Annotated in this window: 22 protein-coding genes, 1 pseudogene and 2 other annotated features; all 23 genes and pseudogenes read left to right on the top strand. The window is 44.8% G+C overall.

What is annotated here, in order from left to right:
* Positions 1-7: 7 nt before the first annotated feature.
* The 23 genes and pseudogenes from mcsA (at position 8) to ACXN9U_RS13905 (ending at position 19752) form a co-directional block, all read left to right on the top strand.
* A complete protein-coding gene (gene mcsA / locus ACXN9U_RS14015) occupies positions 8-565 on the top strand; it encodes a protein-arginine kinase activator protein McsA (protein WP_016935918.1) in 558 nt (185 codons plus the stop codon).
* Entirely contained in the window at positions 565-1656 is a 1092-nt protein-coding gene (gene mcsB, locus ACXN9U_RS14010; protein WP_003156398.1) for a protein-arginine kinase McsB, read from the top strand. Before mcsA ends, mcsB begins: the two co-directional genes overlap by 1 nt.
* Positions 1653-4088 carry an ATP-dependent protease ATP-binding subunit ClpC gene (clpC, locus tag ACXN9U_RS14005; protein WP_060963753.1) on the top strand — a complete coding sequence of 812 codons (2436 nt, stop codon included), beginning with the start codon at positions 1653-1655 and terminating at the stop codon, positions 4086-4088. Before mcsB ends, clpC begins: the two co-directional genes overlap by 4 nt.
* A gap of 93 nt (positions 4089-4181) precedes the next feature.
* Positions 4182-5561 carry a DNA repair protein RadA gene (gene radA / locus ACXN9U_RS14000; protein ID WP_060963752.1) on the top strand — a complete coding sequence of 460 codons (1380 nt, stop codon included), beginning with the start codon at positions 4182-4184 and terminating at the stop codon, positions 5559-5561.
* Positions 5562-5564: 3 nt separating this feature from the next.
* On the top strand, positions 5565-6647 hold the full coding sequence (gene disA / locus ACXN9U_RS13995) for a DNA integrity scanning diadenylate cyclase DisA (RefSeq protein ID WP_003156401.1): 1083 nt from the start codon (positions 5565-5567) through the stop codon (positions 6645-6647).
* A gap of 113 nt (positions 6648-6760) precedes the next feature.
* On the top strand, positions 6761-7861 hold the full coding sequence (locus ACXN9U_RS13990; RefSeq protein WP_016935914.1) for a PIN/TRAM domain-containing protein: 1101 nt from the start codon (positions 6761-6763) through the stop codon (positions 7859-7861).
* A 13-nt stretch (positions 7862-7874) separates the two neighbouring features.
* Entirely contained in the window at positions 7875-8573 is a 699-nt protein-coding gene (gene ispD, locus ACXN9U_RS13985) for a 2-C-methyl-D-erythritol 4-phosphate cytidylyltransferase (RefSeq protein WP_060965083.1), read from the top strand.
* Complete coding sequence (ispF, locus tag ACXN9U_RS13980; RefSeq protein ID WP_016935912.1) at positions 8566-9042, top strand: 2-C-methyl-D-erythritol 2,4-cyclodiphosphate synthase; 477 nt, start codon at positions 8566-8568, stop codon at positions 9040-9042. Before ispD ends, ispF begins: the two co-directional genes overlap by 8 nt.
* Positions 9043-9133: 91 nt before the next feature.
* Positions 9134-10585: a glutamate--tRNA ligase gene (gene gltX / locus ACXN9U_RS13975; protein WP_060963751.1), complete on the top strand. Its 1452-nt coding sequence runs from the start codon at positions 9134-9136 to the stop codon at positions 10583-10585.
* 2 nt (positions 10586-10587) lie between these two features.
* Positions 10588-10821: a binding site (T-box leader), on the top strand.
* A gap of 74 nt (positions 10822-10895) precedes the next feature.
* Positions 10896-11548 (top strand): annotated as a pseudogene (gene cysE, locus ACXN9U_RS13970) (serine O-acetyltransferase).
* Positions 11545-12945: a cysteine--tRNA ligase gene (gene cysS / locus ACXN9U_RS13965; RefSeq protein ID WP_016935910.1), complete on the top strand. Its 1401-nt coding sequence runs from the start codon at positions 11545-11547 to the stop codon at positions 12943-12945. Before cysE ends, cysS begins: the two are co-directional and overlap by 4 nt.
* A 4-nt stretch (positions 12946-12949) precedes the next feature.
* The gene (locus tag ACXN9U_RS13960; RefSeq protein WP_016935909.1) at positions 12950-13381 is read left to right on the top strand and encodes a Mini-ribonuclease 3; all 432 of its coding nucleotides are present in this window, start codon (positions 12950-12952) and stop codon (positions 13379-13381) included.
* The gene (gene rlmB / locus ACXN9U_RS13955) at positions 13365-14114 is read left to right on the top strand and encodes a 23S rRNA (guanosine(2251)-2'-O)-methyltransferase RlmB (protein WP_060963750.1); all 750 of its coding nucleotides are present in this window, start codon (positions 13365-13367) and stop codon (positions 14112-14114) included. Before ACXN9U_RS13960 ends, rlmB begins: the two co-directional genes overlap by 17 nt.
* Before the next feature lie 6 nt (positions 14115-14120).
* A complete protein-coding gene (gene rae1 / locus ACXN9U_RS13950) occupies positions 14121-14633 on the top strand; it encodes a ribosome-dependent mRNA decay endonuclease Rae1/YacP (RefSeq protein ID WP_013350802.1) in 513 nt (170 codons plus the stop codon).
* 62 nt (positions 14634-14695) lie between these two features.
* Positions 14696-15352 carry an RNA polymerase sporulation sigma factor SigH gene (gene sigH / locus ACXN9U_RS13945; RefSeq protein ID WP_003156415.1) on the top strand — a complete coding sequence of 219 codons (657 nt, stop codon included), beginning with the start codon at positions 14696-14698 and terminating at the stop codon, positions 15350-15352.
* 89 nt (positions 15353-15441) lie between these two features.
* On the top strand, positions 15442-15591 hold the full coding sequence (gene rpmG, locus ACXN9U_RS13940; RefSeq protein ID WP_003156421.1) for a 50S ribosomal protein L33: 150 nt from the start codon (positions 15442-15444) through the stop codon (positions 15589-15591).
* A 32-nt stretch (positions 15592-15623) separates the two neighbouring features.
* Complete coding sequence (gene secE / locus ACXN9U_RS13935; RefSeq protein ID WP_003156422.1) at positions 15624-15803, top strand: preprotein translocase subunit SecE; 180 nt, start codon at positions 15624-15626, stop codon at positions 15801-15803.
* A gap of 164 nt (positions 15804-15967) precedes the next feature.
* A complete protein-coding gene (nusG, locus tag ACXN9U_RS13930; RefSeq protein ID WP_003156423.1) occupies positions 15968-16501 on the top strand; it encodes a transcription termination/antitermination protein NusG in 534 nt (177 codons plus the stop codon).
* 167 nt (positions 16502-16668) lie between these two features.
* Positions 16669-17094, top strand: a complete 426-nt coding sequence (rplK, locus tag ACXN9U_RS13925; RefSeq protein ID WP_003156430.1) for a 50S ribosomal protein L11 — start codon at positions 16669-16671, stop codon at positions 17092-17094.
* Between the two features lie 94 nt (positions 17095-17188).
* Positions 17189-17887 (top strand): 50S ribosomal protein L1, encoded by a 699-nt coding sequence (gene rplA / locus ACXN9U_RS13920; RefSeq protein WP_013350805.1) that lies wholly within the window; start codon positions 17189-17191, stop codon positions 17885-17887.
* 48 nt (positions 17888-17935) lie between these two features.
* Positions 17936-18078: a sequence feature (ribosomal protein L10 leader region), on the top strand.
* Between the two features lie 63 nt (positions 18079-18141).
* Positions 18142-18642 (top strand): 50S ribosomal protein L10, encoded by a 501-nt coding sequence (gene rplJ / locus ACXN9U_RS13915; RefSeq protein WP_060963749.1) that lies wholly within the window; start codon positions 18142-18144, stop codon positions 18640-18642.
* A gap of 41 nt (positions 18643-18683) precedes the next feature.
* Positions 18684-19055: a 50S ribosomal protein L7/L12 gene (gene rplL, locus ACXN9U_RS13910; RefSeq protein WP_045927006.1), complete on the top strand. Its 372-nt coding sequence runs from the start codon at positions 18684-18686 to the stop codon at positions 19053-19055.
* Positions 19056-19146: 91 nt separating this feature from the next.
* Complete coding sequence (locus tag ACXN9U_RS13905) at positions 19147-19752, top strand: class I SAM-dependent methyltransferase (RefSeq protein WP_060963748.1); 606 nt, start codon at positions 19147-19149, stop codon at positions 19750-19752.
* Positions 19753-19875: the final 123 nt, after the last annotated feature.

Raw genomic sequence — 19875 nt, 5'->3', positions numbered from 1 at the left:
GAAAAGATTGATTTGTCAAGAGTGCAATGAGAGACCGGCCACTTTTCACTTTACGAAAGTTGTTAATGGAGAAAAGCAAGAAGTTCATATTTGCGAACAATGTGCAAAAGAAAATAGTGATTCATACGGTATAAGTGGAAACCAAGGGTTCTCGATTCATAATTTATTATCAGGGCTGCTGAATATGGAGTCTTCCTTTCAAAACACGGGTTCTCAAATGTTCGGCTATTCAGAGCAAGGCACGGCCTGTAAGAAATGCGGCATGACGTTTCAACAGCTGAGAAAAACAGGGCGGTTCGGCTGTGCGGAGTGTTACGATACATTTCACAGCCAAATTACGCCGATCTTGCGAAAAGTCCACAGCGGGAACACGGTGCATGCCGGGAAAATTCCGAAACGTATAGGCGGAAACCTGCATGTAAGACGGCAAATGGAAATGTTAAAAAAGGAACTTGAATCTTTAATACACCAGGAAGAGTTTGAAAAGGCGGCGCAGGTCAGGGATCAGATCCGGTCGTTAGAGCAGAAATTAAAAGGCACAGACAGTGAGGAGGAACAAGGGTAATGTCGCTCAAGCATTTTATTCAGGACGCATTAAGCAATTGGATGAAGCAAAAGGGACCTGAAAGTGACATTGTACTCAGCAGCCGTATACGGTTGGCCAGAAACTTTGAAAATATAAAGTTTCCTGCCCGGTATACGAATGAAGAAGCCTCATCCATTATTCAGCAATTCGAAGATCATTTTTCAGGGAAAGAACTGCCTGATATCGGTCAATTTCATTTAATCAGAATGAGTGAAGCTCAGCCTTTGGAAAAACGGGTGCTGATGGAAAAGCATCTGATCAGCCCGAATTTAACGGAATCACCGTTTGGCGGCTGTCTGCTTTCTGAAAATGAAGAAGTCAGCATTATGTTAAATGAAGAAGATCATATCAGAATTCAATGTCTCTTCCCCGGCTTCCAGCTTCTCAACGCCATAAAAGCGGCAAACCAGGTTGATGACTGGATTGAGGAGAAAGTGGATTACGCTTTTGGAGAGAAGAGAGGATACTTAACAAGCTGTCCTACAAATGTAGGGACGGGACTAAGGGCTTCGGTCATGATGCATTTGCCGGGTCTTGTGCTAACTAGGCAAATGAATCGAATTATACCGGCAATTAACCAATTAGGTTTAGTTGTTAGAGGAATTTACGGGGAAGGCAGCGAAGCATTAGGAAATATCTTTCAAATTTCAAATCAAATCACACTTGGAAAATCAGAACAGGACATCGTCGATGATTTGAATAGTGTGGCTGCCCAGCTGATTGAGCAGGAACGCTCAGCCCGAGAAGCGCTTTATCAAACCTCGAAAATTGAATTAGAGGACCGGGTATTCAGATCTTACGGAGTTTTATCCAACTGCCGAATGATTGAATCAAAGGAAACGGCGAAATGCCTTTCTGACGTTCGGCTGGGGATAGACCTGGGGATCATTAAAGGGCTATCAAGCAATATACTTAATGAACTGATGATTTTGACACAGCCCGGTTTTCTCCAGCAATATTCGGGCGGCGCATTACGGCCGAACGAAAGAGACGCGAGAAGAGCGGCTCTTATCAGGGAAAGGCTGCATTTAGAAATGAGTGCAAATAGACAGGAGGATGATTCGATATGATGTTTGGAAGATTTACAGAGCGGGCTCAAAAGGTATTGGCACTGGCACAGGAAGAAGCACTGCGCTTAGGCCATACAAATATCGGAACTGAACATATATTATTGGGGTTAGTCCGTGAAGGTGAAGGGATAGCATTTAAAGCTTTAGAAGCGCTTGGCCTCAATTCAGATAAAATGCAGAAAGAAGTGGAAAGTTTGATTGGCCGAGGGCAGGAAAGCACCACCTCTGTCCCTCATTATACGCCTCGAGCCAAAAAGGTAATAGAACTATCAATGGATGAAGCCAGAAAGCTCGGTCATTCTTATGTAGGAACAGAGCACATACTTCTTGGGCTGATTCGTGAAGGTGAGGGAGTCGCCGCGAGAGTTCTGAATAATCTGGGTGTCAGTCTCAATAAGGCGAGACAGCAGGTTCTGCAGCTTCTCGGAAGCAATGAAACAGGGACATCCGGAGCAGGGACAAATAGCAGCGCAAACACGCCGACGCTTGACAGTCTGGCGCGTGATTTAACCGCGATTGCGAGGGAAGACAGCCTTGATCCGGTTATCGGCCGAAGCAAAGAAATTCAGCGCGTTATTGAAGTATTAAGCCGCAGAACAAAGAATAATCCCGTTCTGATTGGAGAACCGGGTGTAGGTAAAACTGCGATTGCTGAAGGTCTCGCACAGCAGATCATCAACAATGAAGTGCCGGAAATTTTACGTGATAAACGCGTAATGACATTAGACATGGGAACGGTTGTAGCCGGCACGAAATACCGCGGAGAATTTGAAGACCGTTTGAAAAAAGTAATGGATGAAATACGTCAGGCGGGCAATATCATTTTATTCATTGACGAATTGCACACACTGATCGGAGCTGGAGGAGCAGAAGGTGCGATTGACGCGTCGAATATTTTAAAACCTTCACTCGCTCGCGGAGAGCTTCAGTGCATCGGAGCGACGACGCTTGATGAATACCGCAAATATATCGAAAAAGACGCAGCTCTGGAGCGCCGCTTCCAGCCGATTCAGGTGGATGAGCCGTCAGTCGATGAAAGCATTCAGATCTTAAAAGGTCTTCGTGACCGCTATGAAGCGCATCACCGCGTATCCATTACCGATGAAGCGATCGAAGCGGCGGTTAAATTGTCTGACCGTTATATTTCTGACCGCTTCCTTCCGGATAAAGCGATCGATTTAATTGACGAAGCTGGTTCAAAAGTACGTCTCCGTTCCTTCACAACGCCTCCGAACTTAAAAGAGCTTGAGCAGAAACTCGATGAAGTTCGTAAGGAAAAAGACGCTGCCGTTCAAAGCCAGGAGTTTGAAAAAGCGGCTTCTCTTCGTGATACGGAGCAGCGCTTGAGAGAACAGGTGGAAGATACGAAAAAAACGTGGAAAGAAAAACAAGGCCAGGAGAACTCCGAAGTTTCTGTAGAGGATATCGCAATGGTGGTATCCAGCTGGACCGGGGTGCCTGTATCTAAAATTGCGCAAACGGAAACAGATAAGCTTCTCAATATGGAAAGTATTCTGCACTCCCGCGTCATTGGCCAGGATGAAGCCGTTGTAGCCGTTGCGAAGGCTGTCAGACGTGCAAGAGCCGGTTTGAAGGATCCGAAACGTCCGATCGGTTCATTCATCTTCTTAGGCCCTACAGGCGTAGGGAAGACAGAGCTGGCAAGAGCGCTGGCGGAATCTATTTTCGGTGATGAAGAAGCGATGATCAGAGTGGATATGTCCGAATATATGGAGAAACATTCGACTTCACGTCTTGTCGGTTCTCCTCCGGGATATGTCGGCTATGATGAAGGCGGCCAGCTGACGGAAAAAGTGAGAAGAAAACCTTACTCTGTCGTACTGCTTGATGAAATTGAAAAAGCGCATCCTGATGTGTTTAACATTCTTCTGCAAGTGCTTGAAGACGGACGCTTGACTGATTCAAAGGGACGCACTGTTGATTTCCGCAATACGATCCTGATTATGACGTCAAACGTCGGAGCGAGCGAGCTGAAACGCAACAAATATGTGGGCTTCAATGTGCAGGATGAATCACAAAACCATAAAGACATGAAAGACAAAGTCATGGGAGAGCTGAAGCGTGCCTTCAGACCTGAATTTATCAACCGGATTGACGAAATTATCGTCTTCCACTCCCTTGAGAAAAAACATCTTACAGACATCGTGTCGCTTATGTCTGACCAATTAACAAAACGTCTGAAAGAACAAGATCTCTCTATAGAGCTGACGGATGTTGCAAAAGCAAAAGTAGCAGACGAGGGCGTCGACTTGGAATACGGCGCACGTCCGTTAAGAAGAGCGATTCAAAAGCATGTGGAGGACCGGTTATCAGAAGAGCTTCTCAGAGGCAATATTGATAAAGGCCAGCACATCGTTCTTGACGTTGAAGACGGCGAATTTGTCGTAAAAACAACTGCTAAAACGAACTAATATAGTGACAAACATGAGGCATACGTAAGCAAGTGTATGCCTCACTTTGTTATATAGAGAAATATTCGATAAGGAAGAGGTCTTACAGCATATATGGCTAAATCAAAAACAAAATTCATCTGCCACTCATGCGGTTATGAATCCGCAAAATGGATGGGGAAATGCCCGGGCTGCGGGGCTTGGAATACAATGGTGGAAGAAACCGTCAAAAAAGAGCCGGCGAATCGGCGGGCGGCTTTCTCCCACTCCGTTCAAACCGTCCAGAAACCATCACCCATTACATCAATTGAAACATCAGAAGAACCCCGTGTTCACACCAAGCTCGAAGAATTCAACAGAGTGCTTGGCGGCGGCGTTGTGAAGGGCTCGTTAGTATTAATCGGCGGCGACCCCGGCATCGGGAAATCAACGCTCCTTCTTCAAGTATCCGCACAATTAGCAGACACGGCCGGCAGCGTGCTTTACATTTCCGGGGAGGAATCCGTGAAGCAAACGAAGCTGCGCGCCGACAGGCTTGGAATCAACAGCCAATTGTTACATGTTTTATCTGAAACCGATATGGAGTATATTTCGTCTGCTATACAAGAGATGAATCCCGCATTTGTTGTTGTAGACTCCATTCAGACCGTTTACCAAAGCGACATCACCTCAGCTCCCGGCAGTGTATCACAAGTAAGAGAGTGTACGGCTGAATTGATGAAAATCGCGAAAACAAACGGCATTCCGATTTTTATCGTCGGACACGTCACAAAAGAAGGATCGATCGCTGGGCCGAGATTGCTTGAGCATATGGTCGATACCGTTCTATACTTTGAAGGAGAGCGGCACCATACATTCCGTATTTTGCGGGCTGTAAAAAACCGTTTCGGCTCAACAAATGAAATGGGCATCTTTGAAATGCGGGAAGAGGGGCTTACAGAAGTGCTGAACCCTTCGGAAATTTTCTTGGAGGAGCGTTCTGCCGGGGCTTCGGGTTCGAGTATCGTTGCGTCAATGGAAGGAACGAGACCGATTCTGGTTGAAATTCAGGCGCTCATATCACCGACCAGCTTTGGAAACCCGCGCCGCATGGCTACAGGGATTGACCACAACAGGGTGTCGTTAATCATGGCTGTGCTTGAGAAGCGGGTGGGGCTATTGCTTCAGAATCAAGATGCGTACTTAAAAGTCGCCGGCGGGGTCAAACTGGATGAACCGGCGATTGATTTGGCAGTAGCCGTCAGCATTGCTTCAAGCTTCAGAGATACACCGCCGAATCCTGCAGATTGCTTTATCGGTGAAGTGGGTCTGACAGGAGAAGTCCGCAGGGTGTCAAGAATCGAACAGCGCGTAAAAGAAGCGGCGAAACTCGGCTTCAAGCGTATGGTCATACCTGAGGCGAATGCAGGCGGATGGACAATACCAAAAGGGATTGAGGTTGTCGGAGTAGCAAATGTTGCAGAAGCGCTTCGTACTTCATTAGGAGGATCATAATAGATGGAAAAAGAGAAAAAAGGGGCGAAACAAGAGCTTGACCTGTCTGCAATTCTGCAGTTCGTTGCACCGGGCACGCCGCTCAGAGCCGGGATAGAGAATGTACTTCGGGCAAATACGGGCGGCCTGATTGTTGTCGGATACAATGATAAGGTAAAGCAAGTCGTGGATGGCGGTTTTCATATTAATACATCATTTGCGCCCGCTCACCTATACGAGCTGGCCAAAATGGACGGTGCCATTATTTTAAGTGATTCCGGTCAGAAAATTCTTTATGCGAATACACAGCTTATGCCGGAAGCGACCATTTCTTCTTCAGAAACGGGAATGAGGCACCGTACGGCGGAACGGGTGGCGAAGCAGACCGGCTGTCTCGTCATCGCCATTTCTGAACGCAGAAATGTCATTACGTTATACCAGGACAGTATGAAATACACACTGAAGGACATAGGATTTATTTTAACAAAAGCAAACCAGGCCATTCAAACGCTAGAGAAGTATAAAACCATTTTAGACAAAACGATTACGGCTTTAAACGCTTTAGAGTTTGAGGAGCTCGTGACATTCAGTGACGTGCTGTCCGTTATGCACCGCTATGAAATGGTGCTCCGTATAAAAAATGAAATCAACATGTATATTAAAGAACTCGGAACGGAAGGCCACTTAATCCGTCTGCAGGTGATTGAACTGATTACAGATATGGAAGAAGAAGCGGCTCTTTTCATCAAAGACTATGTAAAAGAAAAAATCAAAGATCCGTTCGTGCTGTTAAAAGAGCTTCAGGATATGTCCAGCTACGATCTGCTTGATGATTCCATTCTGTTTAAGCTGCTTGGATATCCCGCTTCTACCAACCTTGATGATTATGTGCTGCCGAGAGGGTACAGACTGCTGAATAAAATTCCGCGTCTGCCGATGCCGATTGTTGAAAATGTGGTTGAGGCGTTCGGATTTTTGCCAAGCATAACGGAAGCCACTGTTGAAGAGCTGGATGATGTGGAAGGCATCGGCGAGGTGCGCGCTCAAAAAATCAAAAAAGGTTTAAAACGTCTTCAAGAAAAACACTATATAGATAGACAGCTTTAAGTATCGCTTAAACCTGTCAGAATCCGGGTATATTATTGTTAGTTTTTGTTTATTCTGATATTTGTAGGCTTTGACAGCCTGCTGAAAAATGTTACTTAAAAGGAGGTGGAGGTATGTTAAAACGAATAGTTCAGGCGTTCTTCATTATTGTGGGCGGCGTTGTCGGTATCTTTTTAATACCTGAATTGTTTGTACTGTCAAATATACAGGACATACCTTTAATAACAAACGCATATACGTCTGCTGCAATTGGTGCTATTATCTTTTTTCTCATCAGTATATGGACGACAGAATATGTGATTAATTGGGTGAAATGGATTGAAGATTCTTTGCTGAGAGCTCCGGTGCCGGATCTGTTATTCGGAAGTCTCGGATTGGTTTTTGGACTTATCATCGCATATCTCATTGTAAACGTGATTCCGCTGGACAATATTCCGTACCGTATATTCAGCACCATCATCCCGGTCTTTTTGGCTTTCTTTCTCGGTTATCTGGGCTTCCAGGTCGGATTTAAGAAAAAGGATGAACTGATCGGTCTGTTCTCCATTTCTGCAAGAATGCAGAAGAAAAAGGGAAGTGCGGATGAGGAGCAAGAGGAGCAGGAGAAAAGGCTGAAAATCTTGGATACAAGTGTTATTATTGATGGGAGAATTGCAGATATTTGTCAGACGGGCTTTTTAGAAGGAGTCATTGTCATTCCTCAATTTGTGCTTGAGGAATTACAGCATATCGCTGATTCTTCAGATGTTTTAAAACGCAACAGAGGACGCCGCGGACTGGATATTTTGAATCGCATTCAAAAGGAACTGGATATTACGGTTGAAATTTATGAAGGCGACTTCGAAGACATTCAAGAGGTTGACAGCAAGCTTGTCAAACTTGCGAAGCTGACATCCGGTGTCGTTGTGACGAATGATTTTAATTTAAATAAAGTATGTGAGCTTCAGAAGGTTGCGGTACTGAATATTAATGACCTTGCAAACGCGGTGAAGCCGGTTGTGCTCCCGGGTGAAGAAATGAATGTGCAGGTGATTAAGGACGGGAAAGAGCATAATCAAGGTGTGGCTTACTTGGATGACGGAACAATGATCGTTGTGGAAGAAGGCCGCAATTATATAGGGAAACATATTGATGTGCTCGTAACCAGCGTGCTGCAGACAGCGGCGGGGCGAATGATTTTTGCCAAGCCTAAGCTGCTTGAGAAGGCTCTTTAAGAGGGAGTTAATGATGGAGTATGTCGTAGTCATTCCGGCTGCCGGACAAGGGAAACGGATGAAGGCCGGGAAAAATAAGCTGTTCATCGGCTTAAAGGGTGCGCCTGTTATTATACACACACTGCGGGTTTTTGAAAGCCACGCACCTTGTCAGAAAATAATCCTGGTGATAAACGAGAGTGAACGGGAAGATTTTCGTCAGCTGCTTGCCCAGTTTCCGGTTAAAGCGGAAATTGAGCTTGTCACCGGCGGAGCGGAGCGTCAGCATAGTGTATATGAAGGACTGAAAGTGATTAATAAGGAGTCCGTCGTCCTTGTTCATGACGGGGCGCGACCGTTTGTCACGCATCAGCATATCGATAAACTCGTTGAAACAGCAGAAGAGACGGGAGCGGCTGTCCTGGCTGTTCCTGTGAAAGACACGATAAAACGGGCGGAAGGCTCCCGGGTCGCGGAGACCTTTGACCGTTCAAGCTTGTGGGCCGTTCAAACGCCGCAGGCTTTTCGTCTTTCTTTATTGAAAAAGGCGCATAGGGAAGCGGAAAACAAAGGCTTCTTAGGTACGGATGATGCCAGTCTCGTCGAGCGTCTTGATGGATATCAGGTGAGTATCGTTGAAGGCAGTTATACCAATATTAAGCTGACAACGCCGGATGATTTGATATCAGCGGAAGCAATCATGAAAGCGGAAAGTGGGAATCATAATGTTTAGAATCGGACAAGGATTTGACGTGCATCAACTAACGGAAGGCCGTCCTCTCATCATCGGCGGAATTGAAATTCCTTATGAAAAAGGGCTGCTCGGGCATTCCGATGCGGATGTATTGCTGCACACGGTTGCAGATGCGTGCCTCGGAGCGGTGGGTGAAGGAGATATCGGCAAGCATTTCCCGGATACTGATCCGGAATTCAAGGATGCGGATTCTTTTAAGCTGCTTCAGCATGTCTGGAACATTGTCAAAGAAAAAGGGTACGTACTCGGAAATATAGACTGCACGATTATTGCGCAAAAGCCGAAAATGGCGCCGCATATTGATGCGATGAGAAAACGAATAGCGGAAGGCCTTGAGGCAGACGTCTCTCAAGTAAATGTAAAAGCAACAACGACAGAAAAGCTCGGGTTTACCGGAAGAGCCGAAGGAATTGCCGCTCAGGCGACCGTTCTGATCCAAAAAGCCTGATCATTATTTTGATGCCCGGTCTATTTGGTGGTAGAATAGATACATATATTCGGCTAGAGGCTACAGATGAGATGAAAGGAAGTATTTGAACATGGGAAATGAAGTACGCGTCCGCTATGCACCGAGTCCGACCGGACATTTGCATATCGGTAACGCCAGAACGGCGCTTTTTAACTATTTATTTGCCCGCAGCCAAGGCGGAAAGTTTATTATCCGGATTGAGGATACGGACAAAAAGCGAAATATCGAAGGCGGGGAGCAAAGCCAGCTTAACTATCTGAAATGGCTCGGCATAGACTGGGATGAAAGTGTGGATGTCGGCGGAGAATACGGCCCGTACCGCCAGTCTGAACGAAATGACATTTACAAAGAGTATTATGAAGCGCTTCTTGAGAAAGGGCTTGCTTATAAATGTTTCTGTACGGAAGAAGAACTTGAGAAAGAACGTGAAGAGCAGATCGCCCGCGGGGAAATGCCGCGCTATTCAGGCAAACACAGAAACCTGACTCAGGAAGAGCAGGAGCAGTTTTTAGCCGAAGGAAGACAGCCGAGCATCCGTTTCCGCGTGCCGGAAGGGAAAATCATCACTTTTAACGATATCGTAAAAGGCGAGATTTCTTTTGAATCAGACGGTATCGGCGACTTCGTCATCGTTAAAAAAGACGGTACACCGACGTATAACTTTGCTGTCGCAATTGACGATTACCTAATGAAAATGACGCACGTGCTCCGCGGTGAGGACCATATTTCAAATACACCGAAACAAATCATGATTTTCCAGGCGTTCGGCTGGGATATTCCTGAATTCGGACATATGACGCTTATCGTGAATGAAAGCCGCAAAAAATTAAGTAAACGTGATGAATCAATTATCCAGTTTATTGAGCAGTATGATGAGCTGGGTTACCTGCCTGAAGCGCTGTTTAACTTTATCGGACTTCTCGGCTGGTCTCCTGTCGGTGAAGAAGAGCTCTTCACAAGAGAACAATTTATTGAAATTTTTGATGTGAATCGTTTATCTAAGTCACCGGCTCTGTTTGATATGCATAAACTGAAATGGGTCAACAACCAATATGTCAAAGCGCTGGATCTTGATCAAGTTGTTGAACTGACCCTGCCTCACCTGCAAAAAGCAGGAAAAGTCGGCACTGAACTTTCTGCTGAAGAGCAGGAATGGGTGCGTAAGTTAATCTCTCTTTACCATGAGCAATTGAGCTACGGTGCTGAAATTGTCGAGCTGACTGATTTGTTCTTTAAGGATGAGATCGAGTATAATCAAGAGGCAAAAGCCGTTCTGGCAGAAGAACAGGTGCCTGAAGTGCTCAGTGTATTTGCTGCGAAGCTTGAAGAGCTTGAAGAATTCACGCCAGAGCAGATCAAAGCCTCAATTAAAGCCGTTCAGAAAGAAACAGGCCATAAAGGCAAAAAGCTGTTCATGCCGATTCGTGTAGCGGTTACCGGCCAGACGCACGGTCCGGAGCTTCCGCAGGCTATTGAGCTGATCGGCAGAGAAACAGCCGTAAAACGCCTGAAAAGCATTTGAATATACGATTGTTGACAGGGAAGAGTATAAAACAATGACCATTACAGAAAGAATCTTCATCGGCTGAGAGAGATTCATGCGTTATGTTTTAGAAGTGCGCCCTTAAGACCTTTGAAGAACATTTCTGCGGAAATCAGTATTTAAAGGCGGCCGCCGCCGTTACCGGCTTTAAAGTTGGGAAAACATCGTTTTGTTTTTCAAACAGAGTGGAACCGCGCGGTAAAAGCGTCTCTGTCATGTTTACATGCAGAGGCGCTTTTTTTATAGGCGGAAAAACAGACTGGAGCGGGGAGAGAATGGGGGGAAGCATGTGTTTTTTAAAATGCTAAAAGAAGACATAGATACAGTGTTCGATCAAGATCCGGCAGCAAGAAGCTATTTTGAAGTTGTTTTAACTTATTCTGGTTTACATGCTATATGGGCGCATCGGATTGCACATGCTTTATATAAACGGAGATTTTTCTTCCTTGCGCGCCTGATATCACAGATTGCCCGTTTCTTTACCGGAATTGAAATCCATCCCGGCGCGACCATCGGGAGAAGGTTTTTCATTGATCACGGTATGGGGGTCGTCATAGGGGAAACATGTGAAATCGGCAATAACGTGACGGTATTCCAAGGTGTCACTCTCGGGGGAACGGGAAAAGAAAAGGGAAAGCGGCATCCGACCATTAAAGATGATGCTTTAATTGCAACGGGGGCGAAGGTGCTCGGCTCTATAACAGTCGGGCAAGGCTCTAAAGTAGGTGCCGGCTCCGTTGTGCTGCGTGATGTTCCCGACTTTTCAACCGTTGTCGGCATACCTGGAAAAGTCGTCATTCAGAACGGAAGAAAGATCAAACGCGATCTCAATCACCAAGACTTGCCCGATCCGGTTGCTGACCGGTTAAGAGCATTGGAGCAGCAGATTTTTGAGCTGCAGGCTGAACTGGAAGATAAAAAGAAAGGATCAACCAAAAATGACCATTACACTTTATAATACATTGACACGGAAAAAGGAAACATTCGTTCCTCTTGAGGAAGGAAAAGTAAAAATGTACGTGTGCGGACCGACTGTATACAACTATATTCATATCGGAAACGCCCGTCCGGCGATTGTGTATGATACCGTACGCAACTATTTGGAGTATAAGGGATACGATGTTCAATACGTATCGAATTTCACTGATGTTGATGACAAATTGATTAAGGCGGCTAATGAGCTCGGCGAGGACGTTCCGACCGTTTCTGAGCGGTTTATTAAAGCTTATTTTGAAGATGTGGGCGCCCTCGGATGCCGGAAAGCGGACCTTCACCCTAGAGTCATGGAGAACATGGACGCCATTATTGAATTTGTCAGCGAGCTGATTAAAAAAGGCTACGCTTATGAATCGGAAGGCGACGTCTATTTCAAAACAAGAGCCTTCGAAGGCTACGGCAAGCTTTCACAGCAATCAATTGATGAACTCAGATCGGGCGCTCGTATCCGTGTCGGCGAGAAGAAAGAGGATGCGCTGGACTTTGCTCTTTGGAAAGCCGCCAAAGACGGAGAAATTTCATGGGATAGCCCTTGGGGAAAAGGCCGCCCGGGCTGGCACATTGAATGCTCCGCAATGGTGAAAAAATATTTGGGTGACGAAATCGATATTCATGCCGGCGGTCAGGACCTGACATTCCCGCACCATGAGAACGAAATCGCCCAATCTGAAGCATTAACAGGCAAGACATTCGCAAAATACTGGCTTCACAACGGTTACATCAATATAGATAATGAAAAAATGTCAAAATCGCTCGGCAACTTTGTTTTGGTGCACGATATCATTAAGCAGTATGACCCGCAGCTTTTGAGATTTTTCATGCTGTCCGTTCATTACCGCCACCCGATCAACTATTCGGAAGAGCTGCTTGAGAAAACAAAAAACGCGTTTAACCGCCTGAAGACGGCCTACAGCAATTTAAACCATCGTTTGATTAGCAGCACGAATCTGACTGACAATGATGATGAATGGCTCGCTAAAATCGAAGAGCACCGCGCTGCATTTGAAGAAGCGATGGATGATGATTTTAATACGGCGAATGCGATTTCCGTTTGGTTTGATTTGGCGAAGCTTGCCAACTACTACATGCAGGAGGACAATACGGCGGATCACGTCATTAAAGCTTTCATCAGCATGTTTGACCGAATCGGATCCGTTCTCGGACTTACGCTCGGCGAAGAAGAGCTTGTCGATGAAGAGATTGAAGAATTGATCGAGAAGAGGAATGAAGCCCGCCGCAATCGCGATTTTGCTTTGTCAGACCAAATTCGCGATCAGCTGAAAAGCATGAATATCATTCTTGAAGATACGGCTCAGGGAACTCGCTGGAAGCGGGGAGAGTAAGCGGATGCTTCAATTTGAACAAATCAAAGATTCAAAGCAGTTAAACGGTCTTGCGCTCGCTTATATGGGTGATGCCATTTTTGAAATATATGTCCGGCATCACCTGCTTAAGCAGGGCCATACGAAACCGAATGACCTTCATAAGAAGGCGAGCCGGATCGTATCGGCAAAATCACAGGCAGACATTCTGTTCCGCCTTCAGGAAGAATCCTTTTTCACGGAGGAAGAGGAAGCCGTGGTGAGAAGGGGAAGAAACGCGAAATCAGGGACGACGCCTAAAAACACAGATGTACAGACGTACCGCCATAGTACAGCTTTTGAGGCTTTGCTCGGATATCTTTTTCTTGAGAAAAGAGAAGAAAGACTGAATCAGCTGATTACAGAAGCTATACAAGTCGGGACGTCAGGGAGGAAAACAAATGAGTCAGCAACATGATTACGTCATAGGAAAAAACGCGGTAATTGAGACGTTAAAGTCGGATCGCAAACTCTATAAGTTATGGATGGCGGAAAACACGGTAAAAGGACAGGCGCAGCAAGTGATGGAGCTTGCTAAAAAGCGCGGCGTCACCATTCAATTTGTGCCGAGAAAAAAACTCGATCAGATGGTGGAGGGGCAGCATCAGGGAGTTGTCGCCCAGGTGGCGGCATATGAATATGCACAATTAGACGAATTATATAAAAGAGCGGAACAGAGAAACGAACAGCCTTTCTTTCTCATATTGGATGAGCTGGAAGACCCTCATAATCTCGGTTCCATCATGAGAACGGCTGACGCTGTCGGCGCGCACGGCATCGTGATTCCGAAACGCAGAGCGGTCGGGCTGACTTCAACAGTCGCAAAAGCATCGACCGGTGCCATTGAACATATTCCCGTCGTGAAGGTGACCAATCTTGCCCGGACACTTGATGAGATGAAGGAGCGGGGCATTTGGATCGTGGGAACGGATGCATCCGCCCGGGAAGACTACCGCGCTATGGACGGCAAAATGCCTTTGGCGCTCGTTATCGGAAGCGAAGGCAAAGGAATGGGCCGTCTTGTGAAAGAGAAATGTGATTTTCTCATTAAACTTCCGATGGCCGGAAAAGTCACGTCTCTGAATGCATCGGTAGCGGCCGGCCTTCTGATGTATGAAGTCTACCGGAAACGCAATCCTTTAGGGGAATAAAGACAAATGGACATCCTATTAGTAGACGGATACAACATGATCGGAGCTTGGCCGCAGCTAAAGGATTTAAAAGCGAACAGTTTTGAAGAAGCGAGAGATGTGCTGATTCAGAAGATGGCGGAGTATCAGTCGTACACGGGAATCAAAGTCATTGTGGTGTTTGACGCACATCTGGTAAAAGGCATAGAGAAAAAACACACGAATCACAGAGTCGAAGTGATTTTCACACGGGAGAATGAAACGGCGGATGAGCGGATTGAGAAGCTTGCACAGGCGCTGAATAATATCGCGACACAGATTCATGTCGCAACCTCTGATTACACGGAGCAGTGGGCGATTTTCGGACAAGGGGCTCTCCGCAAATCCGCCCGGGAGCTGCTGAGGGAAGTGGATGCGATAGAACGCCGGATTCAAAGACGGGTTTCAAAGATCACTTCCGAAAAACCCCCGGGTAAAATCGAACTGTCCGAAGAGGTTTTGAAAACGTTTGAAAAGTGGCGGCGCGGCGGCCTGGATTAGGTTGACGCTTTTTCGCCCATTAATGTATAATATTTCTATCTACGTGCGCCGGGGGGATCGCAGTGAATCTACAGAACAGCAAGGGAAAATTCAACAAAGTGCAGTTTTGCCAGTTGGAGGACGAGCAGGTCATTGAAAAGGTTCATGTTGGGGATAGTGATGCGTTAGATTACTTGATTACGAAGTACCGTAATTTTGTACGGGCGAAAGCCAGGTCTTATTTTTTAATAGGGGCCGACAGAGAAGATATTGTACAGGAAGGGATGATAGGCTTATATAAGTCTATCCGAGACTTTAGGGAGGACAAGCTTACTTCATTTAAAGCTTTTGCAGAATTATGCATTACCCGCCAGATTATTACCGCAATAAAGACAGCTACCCGTCAGAAACACATTCCTTTAAATTCTTATGTTTCTTTAGACAAGCCAATTTTTGATGAAGAATCAGACAGAACACTGCTTGATGTCATTTCAGGCGCAAAAACGTTAAACCCTGAAGAAATGATTATTAATCAGGAAGAATTCGATGATATTGAGATGAAAATGGGAGAACTGCTGAGCGATCTGGAGAGAAAGGTGCTTGTTTTGTACTTGGACGGAAGAAGTTACCAAGAAATTTCAGATGACTTAAACCGACACGTAAAATCAATTGATAATGCCCTGCAGCGCGTGAAGCGCAAGCTTGAGAAGTATTTAGAAATAAGAGAAATCAGCCTGTAGCGGGTTTCTATGTCATATTGACAGAATTTTTCTGACTGTGCTATTTTATTAAGATAAATGAATGTCTATTTAGGAAAAGGTGTATCGACATGAGAAAAAAGATTACGCTGGCATGCAAAACATGCGGAAATCGTAATTATACGACAATGAAAAGCTCTGCATCAGCGGCTGAGCGGTTAGAAGTTAAGAAGTACTGCAGCACTTGCAATTCACATACAGCTCATTTAGAAACAAAATAGTGTTCGCTTTTTAAATTGTGGAGGTCTTTTACATGCGCATGATGAGTTTCTTTAAAGATGTTGGGAAAGAAATGAAAAAGGTTAGCTGGCCTAAAGGCAAAGAGTTAACGCGCTATACGATCACGGTGATTTCAACGGTTATCTTTTTTGTTATCTTTTTTGCCCTCCTTGATACAGGAATTTCTCAATTAATTCGTTTAATAGTTGAATAATGATCAGCAATACGTGCTATAATAGATCATAATATCGTTTGCCAAAACCCGTTCAGCGGGTTTTTTATTGTGTTGAAAAAAGGATTCATAGGCTCTGAGCCTATTTTTTGTTTTACACTTCATTTTTAAATGCGGGGAGGGAAGGACTGCAGAGTCCTGATAGAATGGAAAAGAATTGGTATGTTGTTCATACGTATTCCGGTTATGAAAACAAAGTAAAAGCAAACCTTGAAAAACGTGTGGAATCAATGGGAATGCAGGATAAAATTTTCCGCGTGGTCGTTCCTGAAGAAGAAGAGACTGATATTAAGAACGGCAAGAAAAAAGTAGTCAAAAAGAAAGTGTTCCCGGGTTATGTGCTTGTTGAAATCGTCATGACTGATGATTCCTGGTATGTGGTCCGCAACACGCCGGGCGTTACCGGTTTCGTCGGATCAGCCGGTTCAGGCTCAAAGCCGACTCCGCTTCTTCCTGGCGAAGCGGAAACCATTTTAAAACGGATGGGCATGGATGAGCGGAAAACCGACATTGATTTTGAATTGAATGAGACAGTCAAAGTCATAGACGGGCCATTCGCCAACTTTACAGGATCAATTGAAGAGATTGATTATGATAAGAGCAAAGTGAAGGTATTCGTTAACATGTTCGGCCGTGAAACGCCGGTTGAACTGGAATTTACCCAGATCGACAAATTGTAATGTGAAAAAACTTGAAATTGCTATATATTAATGATAATATAGCAAAGGTACGTCTTGGACTAATCCAAGGCAGCTAGCTTGATATTTCGTCATTCATATAAAGAATGAAACCTTGAGTGGGAGGGTTTACCCTATTACCACATCACGGACTTAAGGAGGTGTGTCTCGTGGCTAAAAAAGTAGTAAAAGTTGTAAAATTGCAAATTCCTGCTGGAAAAGCTAACCCAGCGCCGCCAGTTGGACCTGCACTAGGTCAAGCCGGTGTAAATATCATGGGATTCTGTAAGGAGTTTAACGCTCGTACAGCTGACCAAGCTGGTTTAATCATTCCTGTTGAAATTTCGGTTTACGAAGACCGTTCATTTACATTTATTACAAAAACTCCACCTGCTGCAGTATTGCTTAAAAAAGCAGCTGGAATTGAGTCTGGTTCTGGTGAACCAAACCGTAATAAAGTGGCAACCGTTAAGCGCGATAAGGTTCGCGAAATCGCTGAAACGAAAATGCCTGACTTAAACGCAGCAGACGTTGAAGCGGCAATGCGCATGGTTGAAGGTACTGCCCGCAGTATGGGTATCGTTATCGAGGATTAATTTGTTTCTTGTCGGGTTGCGAGTTTTCACAAGTTCGCAACCCTTATTCGTGGGAGGTTATTCCGCTATAACCACATAAGGAGGAAATTTTAAAATGGCTAAAAAAGGTAAAAAGTACGTTGAAGCTGCGAAGCTTGTAGACCGTGCAAAAGCTTACGACGTCGCTGAAGCAGTGGCGCTTACTAAAAAAACAAACACAGCTAAATTCGACGCTACAGTTGAAGTTGCTTTCCGTTTAGGGGTTGACCCTCGTAAAAACGATCAGCAAATCCGCGGAGCAGTCGTTCTTCCTAACGGAACTGGTAAAACTCAGCGCGTGCTTGTATTCGCTAAAGGCGAAAAAGCGAAAGAAGCTGAAGCTGCCGGTGCAGACTATGTCGGCGATTCTGATTACATCACGAAAATCCAGCAGGGCTGGTTCGATTTCGATGTAATCGTTGCGACTCCTGACATGATGGGTGAAGTCGGTAAAATCGGCCGTGTGCTCGGACCAAAAGGTCTTATGCCAAACCCTAAAACAGGAACTGTTACATTCGAAGTAGAAAAAGCAATCGGCGAAATCAAAGCTGGTAAAGTTGAATACCGCGTTGATAAAGCTGGTAACATCCATGTTCCGATCGGAAAAGTTTCTTTCGAGGATGAAAAACTTGTTGAGAACTTCACAACAATGTATGATACAATCCTGAAAGCAAAACCGGCTGCGGCTAAAGGTGTTTACGTGAAAAACGTTGCCGTTACTTCTACTATGGGCCCTGGTGTCAAAGTAGACGCTTCTACTTTCAACGTAAAATAATATTTGACTTTAGATCAGCATTCTGATATGATTCAAAATGTTGTAAAATATAATATGTCATTTATACCGTAGACAGCAGGGGCCGCTGAGGCTTAATATCCTGCCGAGGTGTATATATATCACAGCTATTACGTTACGTATGCTTGTATATACAGCCTCCATGTCCACATGGAGGCTTTTTATATGAAATCGTCGTCACAGTCGTGATCACCTAGCGGTATAAGTGTTACACAAAATCTACAGGAGGTGTAACCATGAGCAGCGCAATTGATACAAAAAAAGTTGTTGTTGAAGAGATTGCTTCTAAACTGAAAGAAAGCAAATCAACGATCATCGTTGACTACCGCGGACTTAACGTTTCTGAAGTAACTGAACTCCGTAAACAGCTTCGCGAAGCTAACGTAGAGTTCAAAGTGTACAAAAACACAATGACTCGCCGTGCGGTTGAACAAGCTGAATTTGATGGTTTGAATGATGTCTTAACTGGACCGAATGCGATCGCATTCAGTACTGAAGATGTTGTCGCTCCGGCGAAAGTTCTTAACGAGTTCGCGAAAAATCACGAAGCTCTGGAAATCAAAGCGGGCGTTATCGAAGGTAAAGTATCTTCTGTTGAAGAAGTGAAAGCTCTTGCTGAACTTCCTTCACGCGATGGCTTACTTTCTATGTTGCTTAGCGTACTTCAAGCTCCAGTTCGCAACCTTGCACTTGCAGCTAAAGCAGTTGCAGATCAAAAGGAAGAACAAGGCGCTTAATCTGATTTTACCCTAAAATAAAACAAATGGAGGAATTTCAAATGGCTTTAAATATCGAAGAAATCATTGCTTCCGTTAAAGAAGCAACTGTACTTGAATTGAACGACCTAGTAAAAGCAATCGAAGAAGAATTTGGCGTAACTGCTGCTGCTCCTGTAGCTGTAGCTGGCGGAGCTGCTGCTGGCGGCGCTGCTGAAGAGCAAAGCGAATTCGACCTTATCCTTGCTGGTGCAGGTGCTCAGAAAATCAAAGTTATCAAAGTTGTTCGTGAAATCACTGGTCTTGGCTTGAAAGAAGCTAAAGAACTTGTTGACAACACTCCAAAACCACTTAAAGAAGGTATTGCGAAAGAAGAAGCTGAAGAGCTTAAAGCTAAACTTGAAGAAGTTGGCGCTTCTGTAGAAGTTAAGTAATCTTCACTTGCCTGTAGGGGAAGCTCGCTTTTATGAGGCGGGCTTTTTCTTTGCTTTTCTTTAAGCGCCATTAAAAAAGGAGGTTCTAATAATGAGTGAACACTATTATTCAGAAAAACCTTCAGTCAAAAGCGATAAACAGACATGGTCATTTACACTTCGGGACAGATCTTATACATTCACAAGTGACAGCGGCGTTTTCTCAAAAAAGGAAGTTGATTTCGGTTCGCGTGTCTTAATTGAAGCGTTTGAAGAGCCTGAGGTTGATGGTGACTTCCTGGATGCAGGCTGCGGCTACGGCCCGATCGGTCTGTCGCTCGCCGGTGAATTTACAGACCGGACCGTGCACATGATTGACGTGAATGAAAGAGCCGTAGAGCTGTCAAATGAAAATGCAGAAAAAAACGGAATAAAAAACGTTCGGATTTATCAGAGTGATTTATTTTCAAATATTGATTCTGCTCAAACATTTGCTTCTATTATTACAAACCCCCCAATCCGCGCCGGAAAAAAAGTTGTCCATGCCATTTTTGAAAAAAGCGCTGAGCATTTAAGGGCTTCAGGTGAGTTGTGGATCGTTATACAGAAAAAACAGGGCGGGCCTTCTGCCATTGAAAAACTGAAGGAGCTTTTTGACGAAGTTTCCGTCGTTCAAAAAAAGAAAGGCTATTATATCATAAAAGCAAAAAAAGTTTGACTTGAATTTTCAGCTATGTTAATATTGTAAAATGCCAATGTATATATTTTGCATGATATGCTGAATAATCATAGTGTATGTATAAATTATACAAACATGGAAATGCTAATAAAATCGGTATTT

The sequence above is a fragment of the Bacillus sp. BACIII genome (assembly GCF_057836745.1).
This window is presented reverse-complemented; position numbering and strand designations above follow the sequence as displayed.